Annotated in this window: 17 protein-coding genes; 10 read left to right on the forward strand and 7 right to left on the reverse strand. The window is 67.1% G+C overall.

All coding sequences use genetic code 11. The features are described 5' to 3' along the window. Nucleotides 1-301: 301 nt before the first annotated feature. Nucleotides 302-499, reverse strand: coding sequence for a hypothetical protein (locus AZSI13_RS05545; RefSeq protein ID WP_109040188.1), 198 nt, complete (start codon nt 497-499; stop codon nt 302-304). 315 nt (nt 500-814) lie between these two features. On the opposite strand from AZSI13_RS05545, the gene AZSI13_RS05550 reads away from it, so the two are divergent. The 7 genes from AZSI13_RS05550 (at nt 815) to AZSI13_RS05580 (ending at nt 6,472) form a co-directional block, all read left to right on the forward strand. Then, on the forward strand, nt 815-2,044 hold the full coding sequence (locus AZSI13_RS05550) for a hypothetical protein (RefSeq protein ID WP_109040189.1): 1,230 nt from the start codon (nt 815-817) through the stop codon (nt 2,042-2,044). Nucleotide 2,045: 1 nt separating this feature from the next. Then, nucleotides 2,046-2,726, forward strand: coding sequence for a DUF302 domain-containing protein (locus AZSI13_RS05555; RefSeq protein WP_109040190.1), 681 nt, complete (start codon nt 2,046-2,048; stop codon nt 2,724-2,726). Nucleotides 2,727-2,737: 11 nt separating this feature from the next. After that, entirely contained in the window at nt 2,738-3,784 is a 1,047-nt protein-coding gene (locus tag AZSI13_RS05560; RefSeq protein ID WP_109040191.1) for a hypothetical protein, read from the forward strand. Next, nucleotides 3,781-4,377, forward strand: a complete 597-nt coding sequence (locus tag AZSI13_RS05565) for a thiosulfate oxidation carrier protein SoxY (protein ID WP_109040192.1) — start codon at nt 3,781-3,783, stop codon at nt 4,375-4,377. The genes AZSI13_RS05560 and AZSI13_RS05565 overlap by 4 nt, the downstream gene beginning before the upstream one ends. Nucleotides 4,378-4,381: 4 nt before the next feature. After that, nucleotides 4,382-4,714 carry a thiosulfate oxidation carrier complex protein SoxZ gene (gene soxZ, locus AZSI13_RS05570; protein ID WP_109040193.1) on the forward strand — a complete coding sequence of 111 codons (333 nt, stop codon included), beginning with the start codon at nt 4,382-4,384 and terminating at the stop codon, nt 4,712-4,714. Between the two features lie 97 nt (nt 4,715-4,811). Continuing rightward, on the forward strand, nt 4,812-5,168 hold the full coding sequence (locus AZSI13_RS05575) for a c-type cytochrome (protein ID WP_109040323.1): 357 nt from the start codon (nt 4,812-4,814) through the stop codon (nt 5,166-5,168). A gap of 14 nt (nt 5,169-5,182) precedes the next feature. Then, nucleotides 5,183-6,472, forward strand: coding sequence for an NAD(P)/FAD-dependent oxidoreductase (locus tag AZSI13_RS05580; RefSeq protein ID WP_109040194.1), 1,290 nt, complete (start codon nt 5,183-5,185; stop codon nt 6,470-6,472). 322 nt (nt 6,473-6,794) lie between these two features. Here AZSI13_RS05580 and AZSI13_RS05585 read toward each other — a convergent pair whose 3' ends face one another. The 3 genes from AZSI13_RS05585 to AZSI13_RS05595 all read right to left on the reverse strand — a co-directional run bounded on the left by AZSI13_RS05585 (nt 6,795) and on the right by AZSI13_RS05595 (nt 8,095). Then, nucleotides 6,795-7,205: a DUF6691 family protein gene (locus AZSI13_RS05585; protein WP_109040195.1), complete on the reverse strand. Its 411-nt coding sequence runs from the start codon at nt 7,203-7,205 to the stop codon at nt 6,795-6,797. Next, nucleotides 7,202-7,648 carry a YeeE/YedE family protein gene (locus AZSI13_RS05590; protein ID WP_109040196.1) on the reverse strand — a complete coding sequence of 149 codons (447 nt, stop codon included), beginning with the start codon at nt 7,646-7,648 and terminating at the stop codon, nt 7,202-7,204. Before AZSI13_RS05590 ends, AZSI13_RS05585 begins: the two co-directional genes overlap by 4 nt. A gap of 126 nt (nt 7,649-7,774) precedes the next feature. Continuing rightward, nucleotides 7,775-8,095 carry a metalloregulator ArsR/SmtB family transcription factor gene (locus AZSI13_RS05595; RefSeq protein ID WP_109040197.1) on the reverse strand — a complete coding sequence of 107 codons (321 nt, stop codon included), beginning with the start codon at nt 8,093-8,095 and terminating at the stop codon, nt 7,775-7,777. A 183-nt stretch (nt 8,096-8,278) separates the two neighbouring features. Here AZSI13_RS05595 and AZSI13_RS05600 point away from each other — a divergent pair, with 183 nt between their 5' ends. Together AZSI13_RS05600 and AZSI13_RS05605 are read left to right on the forward strand one after the other, a co-directional pair. Further along, nucleotides 8,279-9,145, forward strand: coding sequence for an MBL fold metallo-hydrolase (locus tag AZSI13_RS05600; RefSeq protein WP_201262317.1), 867 nt, complete (start codon nt 8,279-8,281; stop codon nt 9,143-9,145). 6 nt (nt 9,146-9,151) lie between these two features. Continuing rightward, nucleotides 9,152-10,015 carry a sulfite exporter TauE/SafE family protein gene (locus AZSI13_RS05605; protein ID WP_109040199.1) on the forward strand — a complete coding sequence of 288 codons (864 nt, stop codon included), beginning with the start codon at nt 9,152-9,154 and terminating at the stop codon, nt 10,013-10,015. Nucleotides 10,016-10,108: 93 nt separating this feature from the next. Here the strand turns inward: AZSI13_RS05605 and AZSI13_RS05610 are convergent, their stop codons facing one another. Further along, on the reverse strand, nt 10,109-10,822 hold the full coding sequence (locus tag AZSI13_RS05610; RefSeq protein ID WP_109040200.1) for a hypothetical protein: 714 nt from the start codon (nt 10,820-10,822) through the stop codon (nt 10,109-10,111). Between the two features lie 141 nt (nt 10,823-10,963). Further along, nucleotides 10,964-12,322, reverse strand: a complete 1,359-nt coding sequence (gene chrA / locus AZSI13_RS05615; protein WP_109040201.1) for a chromate efflux transporter — start codon at nt 12,320-12,322, stop codon at nt 10,964-10,966. A 340-nt stretch (nt 12,323-12,662) separates the two neighbouring features. Between chrA and AZSI13_RS05620 the strand changes: the two genes are divergently transcribed. Then, nucleotides 12,663-14,723, forward strand: a complete 2,061-nt coding sequence (locus AZSI13_RS05620) for a molybdopterin-dependent oxidoreductase (protein WP_109040202.1) — start codon at nt 12,663-12,665, stop codon at nt 14,721-14,723. A 42-nt stretch (nt 14,724-14,765) separates the two neighbouring features. On the opposite strand, the gene AZSI13_RS05625 is transcribed toward AZSI13_RS05620, so the two are convergent. Continuing rightward, nucleotides 14,766-17,351: a [protein-PII] uridylyltransferase gene (locus AZSI13_RS05625; protein WP_109040203.1), complete on the reverse strand. Its 2,586-nt coding sequence runs from the start codon at nt 17,349-17,351 to the stop codon at nt 14,766-14,768. Between the last annotated feature and the right edge of the window lies 1 nt (nt 17,352).

Genomic DNA, 17,352 nt, shown 5'->3' on the forward strand with positions numbered 1-17,352 from the left:
CATCATCCATGACCGGCCTTACCGATACCACTACCACCGCTGTTGGGGTCACGCCCGGGATTGGGGGCGTGGTGTTGCCAGGCAGCTTGAGCCCATACAGGGCATGGCCTGGGCAAGTCACGGAAATGGCGCGGGACTAACCGGAACGGCTGGAGTAGGGCGCCTGTCGCAGAGATCGCAGCAGGGCCCGTTGGCGATGGAGAAAGGTGCCGCTGTCGGGGAGCGGGAGAGGGGCACCGTATCGGGGCCGAGCCCCACCATCGTTGAAGCGCCCGACCGGCGGCAGGGCGAGGGCGGAAGGTCAGTCGCCGTGGGTCGGTGCGGCAGTCTGGGGCTTGGCAGCCCGGCGCAACAGGCGCGGCCGGGGTTCGCTCGGGCGGTTCTCGGAAACCTGGATGTGGGCAGGCTCGATGACGCTCTGGGCCGGGGCTTCATCCACCTGGGCGGAGGCCATGGTCAGGGCCGCAACCAGCGCATTGAGCAGCTCGCAGGACTTCATGACAGGTCTCCCGGGCCTTGGGCCCACAAAAAATTGATGGAGCGAGTATGGCAGGAAAATATAGCTCCATAAGTAATCAATATTTATATTTCTATATCTGTTTTGGAATAAGTAATGGACTAAGGCCTGACTCCCTCTTTCTGGGCGTATCGCCAGCTATTTATAACCAAAAGTTAGAAGTTATAGGTTAATAAAGTTTTTTGAATTATATGCCGTGTTGATTAGGATGCCTCCCTGAAAACCCCGGCCAGCTCCGCAACCCTTACAGGACGGGCCTGGCCGAGGCGAGAACAACATTTTTCAAGGGAGAATCCTATGCCCCATTGGTTTGACCGGGCGCCTGCCCGGCGCCCCCTCACCCTGGCGGCCTGTCTGGTCGCCGGTCTGGCCGTGACCCTGCCCGGCACCGCCCTGGCCCAGTACGACGGCAAGGCCGTGGACAAGATGGCCGACACCGCCGCCAAGGCCCTCAAGCAGCCCGACAGCGTGGCCAGCTTTGCCCAGTTGGTGGATCCCAAGACCCTGACGGTCTGGGTCCAGGTGCTGACCAGCCCCGACACCCTGGAAGCCCTGCTCAAGCAGGGCAACCCGGAAAACCTGGCCCGCTGGGCCGAGGTCATGACCAACCCGGCGGTGGTGGGCAATGTACTCAAGGCCACCGACCCGGCCCTGATCCAGCAATGGGTGAACGGTTTTGCCGACCCGCGCATTGTCAATGCGGTGCTGCAACTGAGCGACCGCAAGGTGGTGGGGCAGTGGATCAAGACCTTCACCGATCCCCGCCTGATTGCCGCCGTGCTCAAGCTGGGGGACCCGAAGATCGCCGGCGCCTGGGTCAATCTGCTGAGCAACCCGGCCCTCATCCAGGCCACCCTGGCCTGGGCCGATCCGGTCTATGTCTCCCGCCTGGCCCGGGCCTTTGCCGACCCCAAACTGATCGAGCGCCTCGCCGTCCTGGCCGATGCCAGCCTGTGGAACCAGTGGCTGCAAGCCGGCACCGACCCTCGCCTGGTGGCCACCTTCCTGCAGTTCGCCGACGACAAGGCGGTACAGGCCTATGCCACGGCCTTCACCGACCCGCGCTACGTCCAGGCCCTGGTGCAGTACGCCGACCCCAAGCTGATCAACCAGCTGGCGGCCCTGGCCACGGACCCGAAGATCATCGCCGCCGTGCTCAAGTTTGCCGACCCCAAGCTGGTGGGCCAGTGGATCGAGGCGGTAACCCATCCCAAGACCATCGAGGCGGTGACCCGTTTCGCCACGCCGGAACTGATCAACCACTGGATCGCCGCCCTCACCGAACCCAAGCTGCTGGCCGCCGGCCTGGCCTGGAGCGACCCCAAGATCGCCGTGCCCTACGCCAACGCCCTGACCGAGCCCAAGGTGCTCAATGCCTTGCTGCTGGCCTCGGACCCCAAGCTGGTGGATGCCACCCTGCGGGCCATGGCCCAGGTGCTGAAGGCCTCCGTGCAGGGGGCTGACGGCCTGCATCACGCCGCCGCCAAGGGTGAAACCAAGGCCGAAGCCAAGAAAAAGGGGAAATGACATGACCCAGAACATGACCAAACTTCGTCAATCCGCCCGGGCCCTGCTATGTGCCGTCGGCGCCCTCGGCACCCTTGCAGCCCCCCCCGTGCTGGCCCAGAGCAGCTATGCCGTGCCCGAGAAATACACCGCCCCGGCCCCGGCCAAGAAGCAATTCACCCCCAATACGGTGATGGACCCCATCACCCCCGAAGCCCGCAAGCGCTTCATGCAGAGCGGCACCGCCTTCAACCCCCTGTCGGTGCGGGACATGGTCAATCTGCTGGCCTACAAGGTGGAAGCCAAGCCCGGCGTTTCCTACGACGACGTGGTGGCTTCCCTCAAGGCCCGGGCCAACAAGCTCAATTTCAAGTTCGTCGGCGTCAATTCCATCTACAAGGACGTGGCCGCCCTCACCGGCAAGCCCACCCCCAAGGTGGAAGTGTTCAATTTCTGCGACGCCCAGCTGGCCCGGGACATTCTGGATTACAGCCTGGAGTTCGTCATCTTCTTCCCCTGCCGCATCGCCGTGGTGGAAGACGCCGCCGGCAAGGTCTGGCTGGTGATGCTGGATTGGGACGTGAGCTGGTTCGACGGCTCCCCCAATCCCAACACCCTGCCCGACAACGTGCGCCAGGGGGCCGAGCGCATCCGCAAGTCCCTGGAGGAAATCATCCAGGCCGGCGCCAACGGCGACCTGTAAGGAGCGATCTCATGAAATTGACTGCTTTCCCCGCTGTTTTTTCCGCGACTTTCTCTTTCCGGCAAACCGCCCTGGCGGCCGCGCTGGTGGCCAATCTCGGCCTGTCAGCCCTGGCCTGGGCCGAGCACCCCCTGGATGCCGCCACCTTCCACGCCATTACCGAAAAGCTGGCCAAGTTGCCGGCCAAGGCCGGCGCCCGGGAAGCCAACGCCATTGCCGGCCCCGAGCAGCTGAAGGCCTGGATTCGCCAGCTGGCGGACCCGGCCGCCTTCGAGGCCATCGTCACCAGCACCGACCGCAACGTGGTGGGCACCTGGATTCAGGCCGCCACCCACCCGGCCCTGGTGGAGGCGGCCCTGAAAAGCGCCGATCCGGCCCTCATCGAAGCCTGGGTGGCCGCCATTGCCGACCCCCGCCTGGCCGAGAGCCTGAGCCGCCTGGCGGACGACAAGCTGCTGGCCCAGTGGGCCAACGCCGCCTACTACCAGCCGGCCTTCGAGGCCATCATCGGCAGCGCCGCCGACAAGCAGAAGCTGCAACGCTATGTGGATGTGCTGCTGGACCCCCGCAGCATCAGCGTCGCCCTGCGCCTTTCCGACCCGGCCCTGTTCGAGAAGTGGATCGTTGCCCTTTCCAACCCCAAGCTGCTGGACAGCTTTGCCAAGCTGGCCGAGCCCCGCCTGGTCAATGACTGGATCCGCCTGCTGACCCGGGAGGAAACCCTCACGGCCCTGACCCGGCTGGCCCGCCCTGCGTCCCTGCTGGGCTGGATCAACGCCATGACCCAGCTCGCCCAGAGCGATTTCGTCTCCCACAACCTGGAGCCGGCAGCCATGCTGGCCTGGGCCAACGCCCTGGTTAATCCGGCCCTGGTGGAGAGCGTGGTGCGCCTGGGGGATGCCCAGGTCACCGGGCGCTGGGTCACCACCCTGACCGATCCCCAGATCATCGGCGCCTTCCTCAAGGCGGCCACGCCGGACAATCTGGTGACCCTGCTCAAGGCCATCGCCGGCGTCAGCGGCGCCAGCCAGGCCGCTCCGGGCGTGGCTGGCAAATGAGCCGTCTCGCCATGAGTGCCCGTCGCACCGGCGTCTCCCGGCCCCCCGCTGAGGCGGGGGAGCGGGGAGATCGGGGTGCGGTAGCCGTGCCGGCCCTGGCGGGCGCGGGCCAGGAATCCCGGAGCCGGCGCCGTTTCATCGCCGCCTCCGCCGGTGCCCTGCTGGCGGCCCTGCTGGCCTCGCCCCGCTGGGCCCGGGCGGCCAGCCGCAATGAAAACGCCTTCAACGCCCGCAGCCCCGAATCCGTATTCGGTGCCCTGGGCCTGGCGGCGCCAACGGAACTGGCGGAAGGGCAGGGCATCCGCATCCACGCCCCGGACGTGGCGGAAAACGGCGCCAACGTGCCGGTGGAGGTGTCTGTCAGCCTGCCCCGGGTGGAGCGGGTGCTGCTCATCGCCGAAAAGAACCTTTTCCCCCTGCTGGTGGATGCCGCCTTTGCGCCCGATGCGCCGATCCAGGTCCAGCCCTGGCTGGAGCTGAAGGTGAAGCTGGGGGAAAGCTCCCGCCTGCGGGCCATCGTCCAGGCCGACGGCCGGCTCTACACCACCACCCGGGAGGTGAAGGTCATCGTCGGCGGTTGCCTGCCGGGGTGATGCCATGAGCCAGAACAGCAGTTACCCCATTCGCCTGCGGGCCAGCCTGGAGGGGGACGCCCTGGTGGTGAAAACCCTCTTCAGCCATCCCATGGAGAACGGCCTGGCCAAGGACGAGGCCGGGCGCCTCATCGCCGCCCGCTACATCACCCAGGTGCAACTCCAGCTCAACGGCCAGACCGTGATCCAGGTGGAAACCGGTTCCGGCGTGGCCAAGGACCCGCTCTTCGGCTGGCGCCTCAAGGGCGCCAAGGCCGGCGACACGGTGCGGGTGGGCTGGCGCGACAACCGGGGCGACGAGAACTGGGCCGAAACCGTGGTCCGCCCCACGCCATGAAGCCCGAGTCATGAGCCCATGGGTCATGAACCTTTTTCGCATCCACCGCCTGCCCTGCCGGGCCGGCATTAACCTTTATTTCATCCAAGGAGCCAGCATGAATAAACGCGCACTCTCCCGGGGCCTGGGCGTTCTCGCCTTATCCACCCTGACCGCGCTGTCAGCCCTCACCGCGCTGCCGGCGGCGGCTCAGCCGCCCGCCAAGGCGGCACCGGCAGCTACCACGCCCACCCCCTATTTCGTCGCCAACTGCTTCAACTGCCACGGCACCGACGGCCGCAGCAACGCCGCCATTCCGGGCCTGGCCGGCAAGGAGGCGGTGTACATCGTCGAAACCATGAAGGGCTTCAAGGACGGCAGCCGTCCGGCCACCATCATGCATCAGCTGGCCAAGGGCTATACGGACGAGGAAATCGCCGTCATCGCCGACTACTTCGCCAAACAGAAGCCCTGAGGAGGATAGCCAAGATGGAACAGATCAAATTTTCCCGCCGTACCCTGATCAAGGCCCTGGGCGCCGCGGCTTCCGTGGGCGCGCTTTCCGGCAACGCCCTGGCGGCGGTGAAGGGCAAGCCCCTGGGCCGCGTGGTGGTGGTAGGCGGCGGCTTTGGCGGCGCCACGGCGGCCAAGTACCTGCGCAAGTGGAGCGAAGGCCGCATCGAGGTGGTGCTCATCGAGCGCAACCAGGAATTCATTTCCTGCCCCACCTCCAACGAAGTGCTGGGCGGCAACCGGGATTTCAAGACCCTGCGCCACAGCTACGATGCCCTGAAGAAGACCTGGGGCGTCAAGGTGGTGCACGCCAGCGTCACCGCCATCGACACCGACAAGCGCCAGGTCAAAACCGACAAAGCCGGCGAGTTCGCCTACGACCGCCTGGTGGTGGCCCCCGGCTTCGACTTCGACTACAGCCAGATCGCCGGTTACGACGACAAGGCCCGGGAAACCATCCTCCACGCCTGGAAAGCCGGCCCCCAGACCCTGGCCCTGCGCAAGCAGCTGGAAGACCTGCCCGACGGCGGGACCTACGCCCTGACCATTCCCAAGGCGCCTTACCGCTGCCCCCCGGGGCCCTACGAGCGGGCCTGCCAGATCGCCTACTACTTCAAGACCCACAAGCCCAACAGCAAGGTGGTTCTGCTGGACGCCAACGACAAGGTGCAGTCCAAGGAAAAGCTCTTCCGCAGCGTCTGGGAGAACGACTACAAGGGCATCGTCGAATACCGCCCCAACTGGAACGTGGTGGCCGTGGATGCGGCGAGCAAGACCGTCACCAGCGAGCTGGGCGACAAATTCACCGCCGACGTGCTCAACGTGCTGCCGCCCCAGCGGGCCGGCGACATCGCCCGGGAAGCCGGCCTGGTGAACGTCAATAACCGCTGGTGCGACGTGGATTGGGTGACCCTCGAATCCACCGCCGTGAAAAACGTGCACATCGTCGGCGATGCCCTGCAGGCCGCGCCCCTCATGCCCAAGTCCGGCCACATGGCCAACCAGCATGGCAAGGCCGTGGCCGCCGCCATCGTCGAACTGCTCTCCGGCCGCACCCCGACGCCGACCCTGCTGGCCAACACCTGCTATTCCCTGGTGGATAACCGGCGGGCCATCCACGTGGATTCGGTGCACCGCTACGACCCGGAGAAGAAGGTGCCCCTGGTGGTGCAAGGCTCCGGCGGCGTCTCCACCGAGCCTTCGGTGAGCGAAGGCTTGTACACCCGGGCCTGGGCCGAAACCATCTGGAAGGACACCCTGGGGTGATATTGGCTTGATCTAGGCGCGGCCCCGGAGGGATTCCGGGGCCATCCCGGGTTGCCTCAAGCGAAGTTCCGCCCGGATTGGCCGGGCAATGTTGGCAATGAAAAAGGGCATGGCCGGTAACGGTCATGCCCTTTTCACTGGGGGGGCTAGCGCCTTGAGCAGCGGCTGTCTGTGCCGCCTAAGTCAGCACTACTTAAAACTGCCCGGAGAGGCAAGCAGGGCGCGGGGTTTGTCCAGAGGCCCCGCCCCGCTTGCCGCTCCGGGGTGATGACGGGAAGAATGGCGTCCCTATTGCCTTCCAGGGATGCCACGGTTCACCCGTTCAGCGTTTGGGCAGGAGCTGGAAGGCCAGCATCCCGGCCAGCATGGCCAGCACGAATACCAGCCCCTGGGGAATGCCGCTGCCTACCAGGATGAAGCCCGGCCCCGGGCAGATGCCGGCCAGGCCCCAGCCGATGCCGAAGAGGGCGTTGCCGATGACGAGGCGCTTGTCCAACTGCCGGGCCGTGGGAATCTGCATGGGGTGGCCGAGGAAGGAGCGGGCGCGCTGGCCGCCAATGCGGAAAGCCACCAGCCCGACGGCGATGGCGCCACCCATGACGAAGGCCAGGGAAGGGTCCCAGGCCCCGGCCAAGTCGAGAAAGCCGAGCACCTTGGCGGGGTTGCCCATGCCGGAAACGATGAGGCCGAGGCCAAAGACCAGGCCGACGATGAAGGCGCTGAGGATGTTCATGCCAGAACTCCCGGGAAAAGATGGCGGGTGACGAAAACGGTGGTAAAGCCCAGGGCCATGAAGGTGAGGGTGGCCACCAGGGAGCGGGGGGACAGGCGGGAAAGCCCGCAGACCCCGTGGCCGCTGGTGCAGCCGGAGCCCAGGCGGGTGCCGAAGCCCACCAGCAGGCCGGCGATCACCAGGGTGCCCCAGCCCGCATCCACCTGGCTGGCGGGCAGGGCGGCAAAGAGGGAATAGAGCAGGGGGGCCGCCAGCAGGCCGCCGGCAAAGGCCAGGCGCCAGGCGCTGTCGCCCTTGGGGGGCTTGGGCAGCAGGCTGCCGATGATGCCGCTGATGCCGGCAATGCGGCCGTTGAAGAGCAGCAGCAGGGCGGTGGCCAGGCCGATCAGCAGGCCGCCGGCGAGGGCGCTCCAGGGGGTGAAGTGGGTCCAGTCCAGGGTCATGGGGTTTCCTTTCGTCAATTGGGGCGGGCCGGGCTGCTCTGGCGGGCGGTGCCCGGTGCGGGCTGGCTGTTGGGGCAGGGCTTGCGGGGAAAATTCATGGGAGTGTCTGTGGGCGCGCTGCCGTATTTACTTGGCCGGGCAGTAGAGCTGGTAAAGGATGCCCAGCAGGCTGTGCACCCGGGGGTCGGCTATGGCGTAGTAGATGCGCTTGCCGTCCCGGCGGGTAGTCACCAGACCCTCGCTGCGCAGCACCCCGAGCTGCTGGGAGAGGGTGGGCTGGTGCAGGTCCAGGGCCGATTCCAGGTCGCTGACGGATTTTTCCCCGTGGGTCAGCTGGCAGAGCAGCAGCAGGCGGTTTTCATTGGCCAGGGCGGTGAGCATGGCCTTGGCCTGGCTGGCGCCTTCGCGCATCAGGGCCATATCCAGGGGCGGGCTGGCAGTTTCCATGGGCAGCTTTCAGAGTCGGGATGGCTTTCATTATATTGATTGATATTATGTGAATCAATATATTATTATTCGATAATGTATTCGACAGGCGATCAGGCGTTGCAGTAAAGCAGCGCCCCTCGCCGTCCTGTACGCTTCCTCCCATCCATTGGCCCGCGCCGGACGACCCCAAGGAGCGCCATCGTGCATATCGACAGCTTTTTCGACCCCGCCACCAGCACCGTCAGCCATCTGGTGTTCGATCCCCAAAGCCGGGCCTGTGCGCTCATCGACAGCGTGCTCGACTACGACCCCAAATCGGGGCGCACCAGAACCGCCAGCGCCGACCGGCTCATCGCCCGGGTCCAGGAACTGGGCGCCAAGGTGGCGTGGATTCTGGAAACCCATGTCCATGCGGACCATCTTTCCGCCGCCGCCTATCTGAAGGAAAAGTTGGGGGGAAAGACCGGCATCGGCAACCAGATCGGCGTGGTGCAGAAGGTCTTCGGCCAGCTCTTCAATGCCGGGGAGGGCTTTGCCACCGATGGCCGCCAGTTCGACCACCTTTTTGCCGACGACGAAACCTTCGCCCTGGGCCAACTCACCTTCCGGGTGCTGCACACCCCCGGCCACACCCCGGCCTGTGTCAGCTATCTGGTGTCGGATGGCGAGGAGCAGGTGGTGTTCGTCGGCGATACCCTGTTCATGCCCGATACCGGCACCGCCCGTTGCGACTTCCCGGGCGGCAATGCGGAGATTCTTTACCGCTCGGTGCGGCGCCTGCTGGCCTTGCCGGCGGAGACCCGGCTCTACCTCTGCCACGACTACCCGCCTGAGGGCCGTCCCCTGGGCTACATCACCACCGTCGGCGCCCAGCGGGCGGCCAACATCCATGTGCATGACGGTGTCAGTGAAGCGGATTTCGTCGCCCTGCGCAGCAAGCGGGACGCCACCCTGGAGATGCCGGTGCTGATCCTGCCGTCGGTGCAGGTGAACATGCGGGCCGGCCAGTTTCCCGAGCCGGAGGCCAACGGCACCCGCTACCTGAAAATTCCCCTCAACGGGCTGTAAGCAGCGATGGCCTGGTGGACTGAAGTGCATGGCCTGGCCATCCTGCTGGGCGGGGTGGTGGGGCTGATCCTGGCCATGAGTGGCGCCGGCGGCGGCATCATCGCCGTGCCGCTGCTGGTTTTCGGCCTCGGCCTGCCCATGCAGCAGGCGGCGCCCATCGGCCTCCTGGCGGTGGGGCTGGCGGCGGGCCTGGGGGCTTTCCTCGGCTGGCGCCAGGGCATCCTGCGCTACCGGGCGGCGGGCCTGATCGGCCTGGTGGGCATGGCCACGGCTCCCCTGGGGGTGTGGCTGGCCCATCAAGTGCCCAACCGGCCCCTGATGGCGGCCTTCGCCCTGGTGCTGGTGTGGACTGCCCTGGCCACCCTGCGCCGGGCCCGGCAGGGTGCCCGGGGAGCAAAGGGCGGGGGCGGGGAGGCCGACTGCCTGGCGGCGGCCCGGCCCGGTGTTGCCTGTCGCCTGGACCCGGCCCAGGGGCGCTTTCTCTGGAACCTGCCCTGCGCCCGGGCCCTGGCCGGCACTGGCCTGGTGAGCGGCCTGCTCAGCGGCCTGCTGGGCGTCGGGGGCGGGTTCGTCATCGTACCGGCCCTGGGGCGCCATTCCGACCTGCCCCAGCGCAGCGTGCTGGCCACCTCCCTGGGCGTCATCACCCTGGTGGCCCTGGGGGGCATCGGCGCCGCCGCCTGGCACGGCGCCATTCCCTGGGCCGCGGCCCTGCCGTTCGGCGGCGGTGCCGTGGCCGGCCTGCTGCTGGGGCAGGGGATAGGGGCCCGTCTGGCGGGCCACCGTTTGCAGCAAAGCTTCGCCCTGGTCAGTCTGCTGGCTGCCGCGCTGCTGCTGTTGCGCGCCAGCGGCCTGCTCTGGCAGGGCTGAGGTTGGGGGTGACGGGTGTTGCCGCCCCGCTGTCTGGCGGGGCTGCTGGCTCCCCTTGGGGCGAGGGCGTATCCGCCTTGTCGTGACGAAGGGCTAGTACCAGGCCTCGATGGCAGCCATGGAGATGCCGTAGGTGTGGGCCAGCTGGGCCGCGTCGTAACGGTGTTCGGCGCCCACGGGGCAGGCCAGGCGGGCCAGGCAGGTGGCCTTGCAGGCGGAATCCTTGGCCTTGCGGTAGGGCACGCAGGCGGTGAGGGAAAATTGCCCCGTGGCCATGGCGCCGCCGGGGCAGGCCGCCACGCAGGGCCGCCCGGCACAACTGGCGCAGGGGGGCGGGGCAGCGTAGGCCGGCGTTGGGGCGAATGCCGTATCCGCCAGGATCACCGCTCGGTAGGCGAACCAGCTGCCCCAGTCAGCCCGCACCCCGAGCATGAAAGGCCCGGGCTGGTGCCAGCCCGCCAGTTCTCCCAGACTTTGCAGCCCCACGCCGGGGGCCGAATCCGGTGCCGGGTACAGCAGGGTGTAACGGGCCGAGGGGTAATGGCGAGCGAACCAGTCTTGCAGGGTCTGCACGGTGAAGGTGTCGATGGGGTCCGGCCCCGGCGGGTGGGCGGCTTGCACGGCCTGCCAGAGGCGGCGTCCGCCGTGGCCGATGAGGATCAGCTGCCGGTAGTTATCCCGCCCGGGGCCGGCGTCCGCCAAGGATTGCCGTAGCCCGGCGGGCAGGTCGGCCAGATTGAAAACGGCGTGGAGATTGAGGCCGGCGTCGGCGAGGGGGGAGGCGGCAAAGGGCTGGGAAGCATCCATGGGGAACACATGCTGACGAAACGGTGGGTGAAAGGCGGTGCCGCAGACCAGGCGCCACCACGACCCCGGCGACGATAGCAAAGACACAGCGGAGGCGCCTAGCCCGGTCGTTCCCAATGCCCTCAATCGCTCCTTAAATCATCAGATCAAGCCCAGCCATCGCCAGCCCAGGCCCAACAGGGCGCACAGGCCGATCAGGGGCAGCACGCCGAGGCGCAGGCGGAAGAGGGCAACGGCGGCAATCAGGGCAATACCGGCGGCGACGGGGTCAAAGGGGGCGCCCAGGCCGGCCGGCCAGAAGACGTGGTAGGCGAAGAAGAGCGCCAGGTTGAGGATCACCCCCACCACGGCGGCGGTGATGGCGGTGAGGGGGCCGGTGAAGGCCAGGTCGTCACGGGTGCGCTCCACCAGGGGGCCGCCGGCCAGGATGAAAATGAAGGAGGGCAGGAAGGTGAACCAGCTGACCAGGGCCGCGGCCACGGCGCCCGCCAGGAAGCGCCCTTCCGGCCCAAACAGCAGTTCCGGCGTCGGGCTGCCATAGGCACCGATGAAACCGACGAAGGCCACCACCATGATCAGCGGCCCCGGCGTGGTTTCCCCCAGGGCCAGGCCGTCGATCATCTGGGTCGGGCTCAACCAGCCGTAGTGGGTGACCGCCCCCTGATAAACGTAGGGCAGCACCGCGTAGGCGCCGCCGAAGGTGAGCAGGGCGGCCTTGGTGAAGAACCAGCCCATCTGGGTGAACGTGTGCTGCCAGCCCAGGGTGGCAGTCATCAGGGCCATGGGCAGCAGCCACAGGGCCAAGCCCAGGACCAGCACCCGGGCCAGTCGGCTCCAGCTGAAGCAGGCGTGGGGCGGCGGCGGGGTGTGGTCGTCGATGAGGGCCGGGGCGTGTTCCCCCGTGGCCTTGCCATGGCCGCCGCCAGCCTGGAACTGCCCGGGGGCCCAGCGGGCGCCAACGATGCCGGCCATGGCCGCCGCGGCAACGATGAGAGGAAAAGGCAGGTTGAAGGCAAACATGGCGATGAAGGCCGCCCCTGCCAGAGCCCACAGGCTGCCGTGACGCAGCACCCGGGAGCCGATGCGGTGGGCAGCCTGGAGGACGATCACCGTCACCGCCGGCTTGATGCCATAGAACAGCCCAGCCACCAGGAGGGTCTGGCCGAAGGCGGCATAGCCCCAGGAGAGGAGAATCAGCAGCAGCAGGGAGGGCAGGACGAACAGGGCGCCGGCGATGACGCCACCCCAGCTACGGTGCAGCAGCCAGCCGATGTAGGTGGCCAGCTGCTGGGCTTCCGGCCCGGGCAACACCATGCAGTAGTTGAGGGCGTGGAGAAAGCGCCGCTCGGAAATCCAGCGCCGTTTTTCCACCAGCTCCTGATGCATGATGGCGATCTGCCCCGCCGGGCCGCCAAAGCTGATGCAGCCCAGCTTCAGCCAGAAGCGGAAGGCTTCCCAGAAGCCGGCGGCGGGGGGCGGAGGAGCGGCAGGGGTGGTCATGTTGGGCTGGCGGAAGGTGGCGTGGTTTGGTGGGGTATTTGATAGGGAAAAGATAGGGAAAAAGGAGCGACGGGCTGGGCGCTATTTTCCTGCTTTGCTCGATGTCCCGATGTTCCGACGTCCAGACATCCTGCTTCATCAGGCGGCTCCGGCTCAATGGCGAGGTTAGGGCTAATGCCGCAGTAAGGGAAATTATCTCGGGTTATGACTAAATCCTGATGAATTATTTCCCGCCGGGGCAGGCATGTGGATACGCTTCCTCCCTGATGTTTTGCCTCCGGCCCCGGGGGCCTTTACCATCCCCCTCCCTTTACCGCCTTGTCGCCCAGGAGTTTCCCCCATGGCCCAGGAAGCCAGCCGCCGCGTGCCCAGCGTCTGCCCCCACGATTGCCCCAGTGTCTGCGCCCTGGAGGTGGAGCTGCTGTCCCCCGATCGCATCGGTCGGGTGCGTGGGGCTCCTCAGCCCTATACGGATGGCGTGGTCTGCGCCAAGGTGGCCCGTTACGCCGATCGGGTCCATCATCCCCTGCGCCTTACCCAGCCCTTGCGCCGCACAGGCCCCAAGGGCAGCGGCCAGTTCACACCCATCGGTTGGGGGGAGGCTCTGGACGAAGTGGCTGCCCGCCTGCAGCAGGCAGTGGCCCGGCACGGGCCGGAGACGGTGTGGCCTTACCACTACGCCGGCACCATGGGATTCGTGCAGCGCGGCGCCATCCGCCGGCTCGGCCATCTGGCCGGCTGGTCCCGCCAGCGGGAGACCTTCTGCGTGGCCCTGGCGGATGCCGGCTGGCTGGCCGGGGTCGGGCAGAAGCGGGGCGTGGATCCCCGGGAGGTGGTGCATTCGGACCTGATCGTCATCTGGGGCGGCAACCCGGTGCATACCCAGGTCAATTTCATGAACTGGGTGCAAAAGGCCCGGCGCCAGAACGGCGCCCAGGTGGTGGTCATTGACCCCTACCGCACGGCCACGGCGGAAAAGGCCGACCTGCATCTGGCCCTCAAGCCGGGCACCGACGGCGCCCTGGCCTGTGCCGTGATGCAGGTGCTGCTGGCGGAGGGACTGGCCGATCAGGCGTATCTGGCCCGCTACACGGATTTTTCCCCCACGGTGGCCGAGCACCTGGCCCACCGCGGCCCGGCCTGGGCGGCCCCCATCACCGGTCTGACGGAAGCCCAGATCGTGGACTTTGCCCGTCGTTACGGGGCCAGCGGCAAGACCTATCTGCGGGTGGGCTTCGGCTTCACCCGGCAGCGCAACGGTGCCGCCGCCATGCATGCGGTGAGCTGCCTGCCCGCCATCACCGGGGCCTGGCGCCATCAGGGGGGCGGTGCGCTGTTCAGCAACGGCGGCCTCTACGGGCTCAACAAGGATTTCCTGCATGGGCTCGACCAGCCCCTGCCGCCGGCCCGCACCCTGGACATGGCGCGCATCGGCCCCATCCTGGCCGGGGACCGGCGCGATCTGGGGGATGGCCCCCCCGTTACGGCCCTGCTGGTGCAGAGCACCAATCCCGCCGTGGTGGCGCCGGAAAGCGCCCGGGTGTTACAGGGGCTGGCCCGGGAGGATCTCTTCCTCTGCGTGCACGAGCAGTTCATGACCGATACGGCCCGTTACGCCGACATCCTGCTGCCGGCCACCACTTTCCTCGAGCACGACGACCTGTACCAGGCCTCGGGCCATACCTATCTGCAGGCCGCCCGGGCCGTCATTCCGCCCCAGGGCGACGCCCGCTCCAACCACTGGGTGATGGGGCAGCTGGCCCAGCGTCTGGGCATTGCCCACCCGGCCTTCGCCCTGCCCGAATGGCAGGTGGTGGACCGGATTCTCAAGGATTCGGGCAAGGCCGGAGCCGAGGCGCTGCTGGCCGAGGGCTGGGAGGATTGTGCGCCGCCCTTTGCTGTGGCCCATTTTCTCGATGGTTTCCCCCAGCCCGACGGGCGCTTCCATTTCGCCCCGGACTGGTCCCGGGTAGGGGCCGACCACGGCGTCATGCCGGCCCTGCCGGACCATCTGGCGGTGATCGAAACGGCGGGGCCGGATCATCCCTTCCGCCTGGTGGCGGCGCCGGCCCGCCATTTTCTCAACACCAGCTTTAGCGAAACACCCGGTTCCCGGGCGGCAGAAGGCCGGCCCACGGTGCTGGTGCATCCGCAGGTCTGTGCCAGTTTGGGCATTGCAGAGGGCGACCGGGTGCGGCTGGGCAACGAGCGGGCCAGCCTGCTGATCCACGCCCGGCCCTTTGCCGGCCTGCAGCCGGATACCCTGGTGGTGGAGAGTCTGTGGCCCAACGATGCCTTCATCGAGGGGCTGGGCATCAATGCCCTGGTGGGGGCAGAGCCGGGCTTTCCCGCCGCCGGCGCGGCCTATCACGACACGGCGGTGTGGTTGCGGCGGGCCTGAAAGCGTTTTTGAGGGCTTTAGCCCGGCCCGCTGCAGCGGGTCTCAGACCTGGAGCAGGTCGAGCAGCTCGGTTTCAAGCTTGATGCGATTCTGGCTCTGGTCCAGGTTGCCGCCGGAGACGAGGAAGGTATCTTCCACCCGTTCGCCGAGGGTGGCGATTTTCGCGGTCTGCAGCCCGGCGCCATGGCGGGCCAGGGTTTCGGCGATGGCGAAGAGCAGCCCCGGCCGGTCGGCGGCGACGATGGACAGCACACAGTGGCCCCGGTCGTCCGGCAGCAGGCTGACCTGGGGGGTGATGGGGAAGTGCCGCACCTGGCGGGACAGCCGGCCCGTCGGCGGTGCTTCGGCCGGGGCTGGGTGGAGCAGCATTTCGCTCAGTTCGTGCTCGACGTAGCTGGTCATTTCCCGGGTGATTTCCCGGTTCGAGACATCGAGCAGGACAAAGCTGTCCAGGGCGTAGCCGTGGCGGGTGGTGTGAATCTTGGCATCGACGATGTTGAAGCCGGCGCGGCCGAAGAAGCTGCAGGTACGGGCGAAGAGGTCCGGCTGGTCCCGGGTGTAGACCATCACCTGGAGGGTTTCCGTGGGCTCGTTTTCGCCCTGGCGCAGACGGGCCTTCACCACCGGCTCGTCGTTGTGGATGCGGTAGTGCAGGCAGCGGGTGTGCCAGGCGATTTCCTCCGCCGAGTGGCGCAGGAAATAGACGGTGTCCAGCTGCTTCCACAGGCCCTGGTGCACGGTGTCGGATAGGGCGAAATAGCGCAGCAGGCGCAGGGCTTCCTGCTGGCGCTCGTCGATGACGCCACGGGGTTCGGGGGCTTCGCCCTTTTCCAGGCGGCGCAGGGTCATGCCGTAGAGGTCTTCCAGCAGCTTGCCCTTCCAGGCGTTCCATACCTTGGGGCTGGTGCCCCGGATGTCGGCCACGGTGAGCAGGTAGAGGGCCGTCAGGTGGCGCTCGTCCTTGACCCGGGCGGCAAAGGCGGCCACCACATCGGGGTCGGTGATGTCTTCCTTCTGGGCCACCTGGGACATGACCAGATGCTGGCCCACCAGCCAGACCACCAGCTCCGTGTCTTCCGCCGAGAGACCGTGGTTTTCGCAGAAGGCCTGGGCATCCGCCATGCCCAGGGCGGAGTGGTCGCCCCCCCGGCCCTTGGCGATGTCGTGGAAGAGGGCGGCGATGTAGAGCAGCCAGTGGCGCTCGAAGGCGTTGATGAGGCGGGAGCAGAGGGGGTATTCGTGGGCAAATTCCTCCATGGTGAAGCGGCGCATGTTGCGCAGCACCTGGAGGATGTGCTGATCCACGGTGTAGGCGTGGAAGAGGTCGTGCTGCATTTGGCCGACGACGGCGCCGAAGGCCGGGATGTAACGGCCCAGGATGCCGTATTGATTCATGCGGCGGAATTCATGCACCACCCCCTGCTGTTGCTGGAAGAGCTGAAGGAAGAGGGCCCGGTTGGCCGGGTCGGCGCGGAAGTCGTCGTTGATGAGCAGGCGGCCGCGCCACAGGGCGCGCAGGGTGCGGGCCGTCATGCCCTTCAGTTCGGGATGCTGTTGCAGCAGCAGGAAGGCTTCGAGCAGGGCGCCGGGGTGGCGCTGGAAGACTTCTTCATCCACCGCGTCGAGGAAGTTGCGGGTGTTCTGGAAGCGTTCGTTGATCGGCTCCGGCGGCTGCCCGTGGCCCGGGAAGATGGCGGCGCCGATGTTCTGCATGAGGATGATGTTGAGTTGTGTGACCAGCTTGGCGTTGCGGTAGTAACGCTGCATCAGCAGTTCGCTGGCCCGGCGCGTCGGCGCAGCCTCGATGGCCATCTGGGCGGCCATGGGGGTTTGCACGTCAAAGAGCAGGCGGTCTTCCCGGCGGCCGGTGAGCAGGTGCAGGCGTGCCCGCAGGGTTTCCAACAGGCCCTGGGCATCGATCAGGGCGGCGGTTTCCTCCGCCGTGATGAAGCCACCGGCTTCCAGATCCTGCCAGCTGCGGCCGAGGCCGGCGGCCTGGGCGACCCATAGCACCACCTGCAGGTCCCGCAGACCGCCTGGGCTTTCCTTGAGGTTGGGTTCCAGGGCGTAGGGGGTTTCCTGGAAGCGCAGGTAGCGTTCTTCCTGCTCCAGCTTCTTGGCCTTGAAGAATGCCTGGGGGTCGAGGCTGGCCGCCAGGCCCTTGCGGAACTTCTCGAACAGGACCTTGCTGCCGGTGAGCAGGCGGTTTTCGATGAGGGCGGTCTGCACCGTGATGTCGCCCTTGGCTTCTTCCAGGCATTCGTCGACGGTGCGTACGCTGTGGCCGATTTCCAGGCCGATATCCCAGAACAGGCCCACCAGCTGTTCCAGCTTGCCCTTCAGCTTGTCGTCCGGTGCCTTGGGCAGCAGGATCAGCAGGTCGATGTCGGAGGCGGGGTAGAGTTCCCCCCGGCCGTAGCCGCCCACGGCGATGAGGGCGAGGCTGGTGGGGAAATGGTGGTCCTGCCACAGTTCGGTGAGGACGCCGTCGATGTGGCGGCAGCGGGCCTGGAGCAGGGCAGCGGCATCGCCGCTGGCTTCGTAGGCGGCCTTCAGCGCCTTCTGCCCCTCCTGGAGCCTGGTTTTATAGACACTCAAGGGGTGGGGCGAGGTGGCGCTGCGGGACATG

The organism is Azospira sp. I13, from assembly GCF_003112695.1.
In the GTDB taxonomy this organism is placed as follows: domain Bacteria; phylum Pseudomonadota; class Gammaproteobacteria; order Burkholderiales; family Rhodocyclaceae; genus Azospira.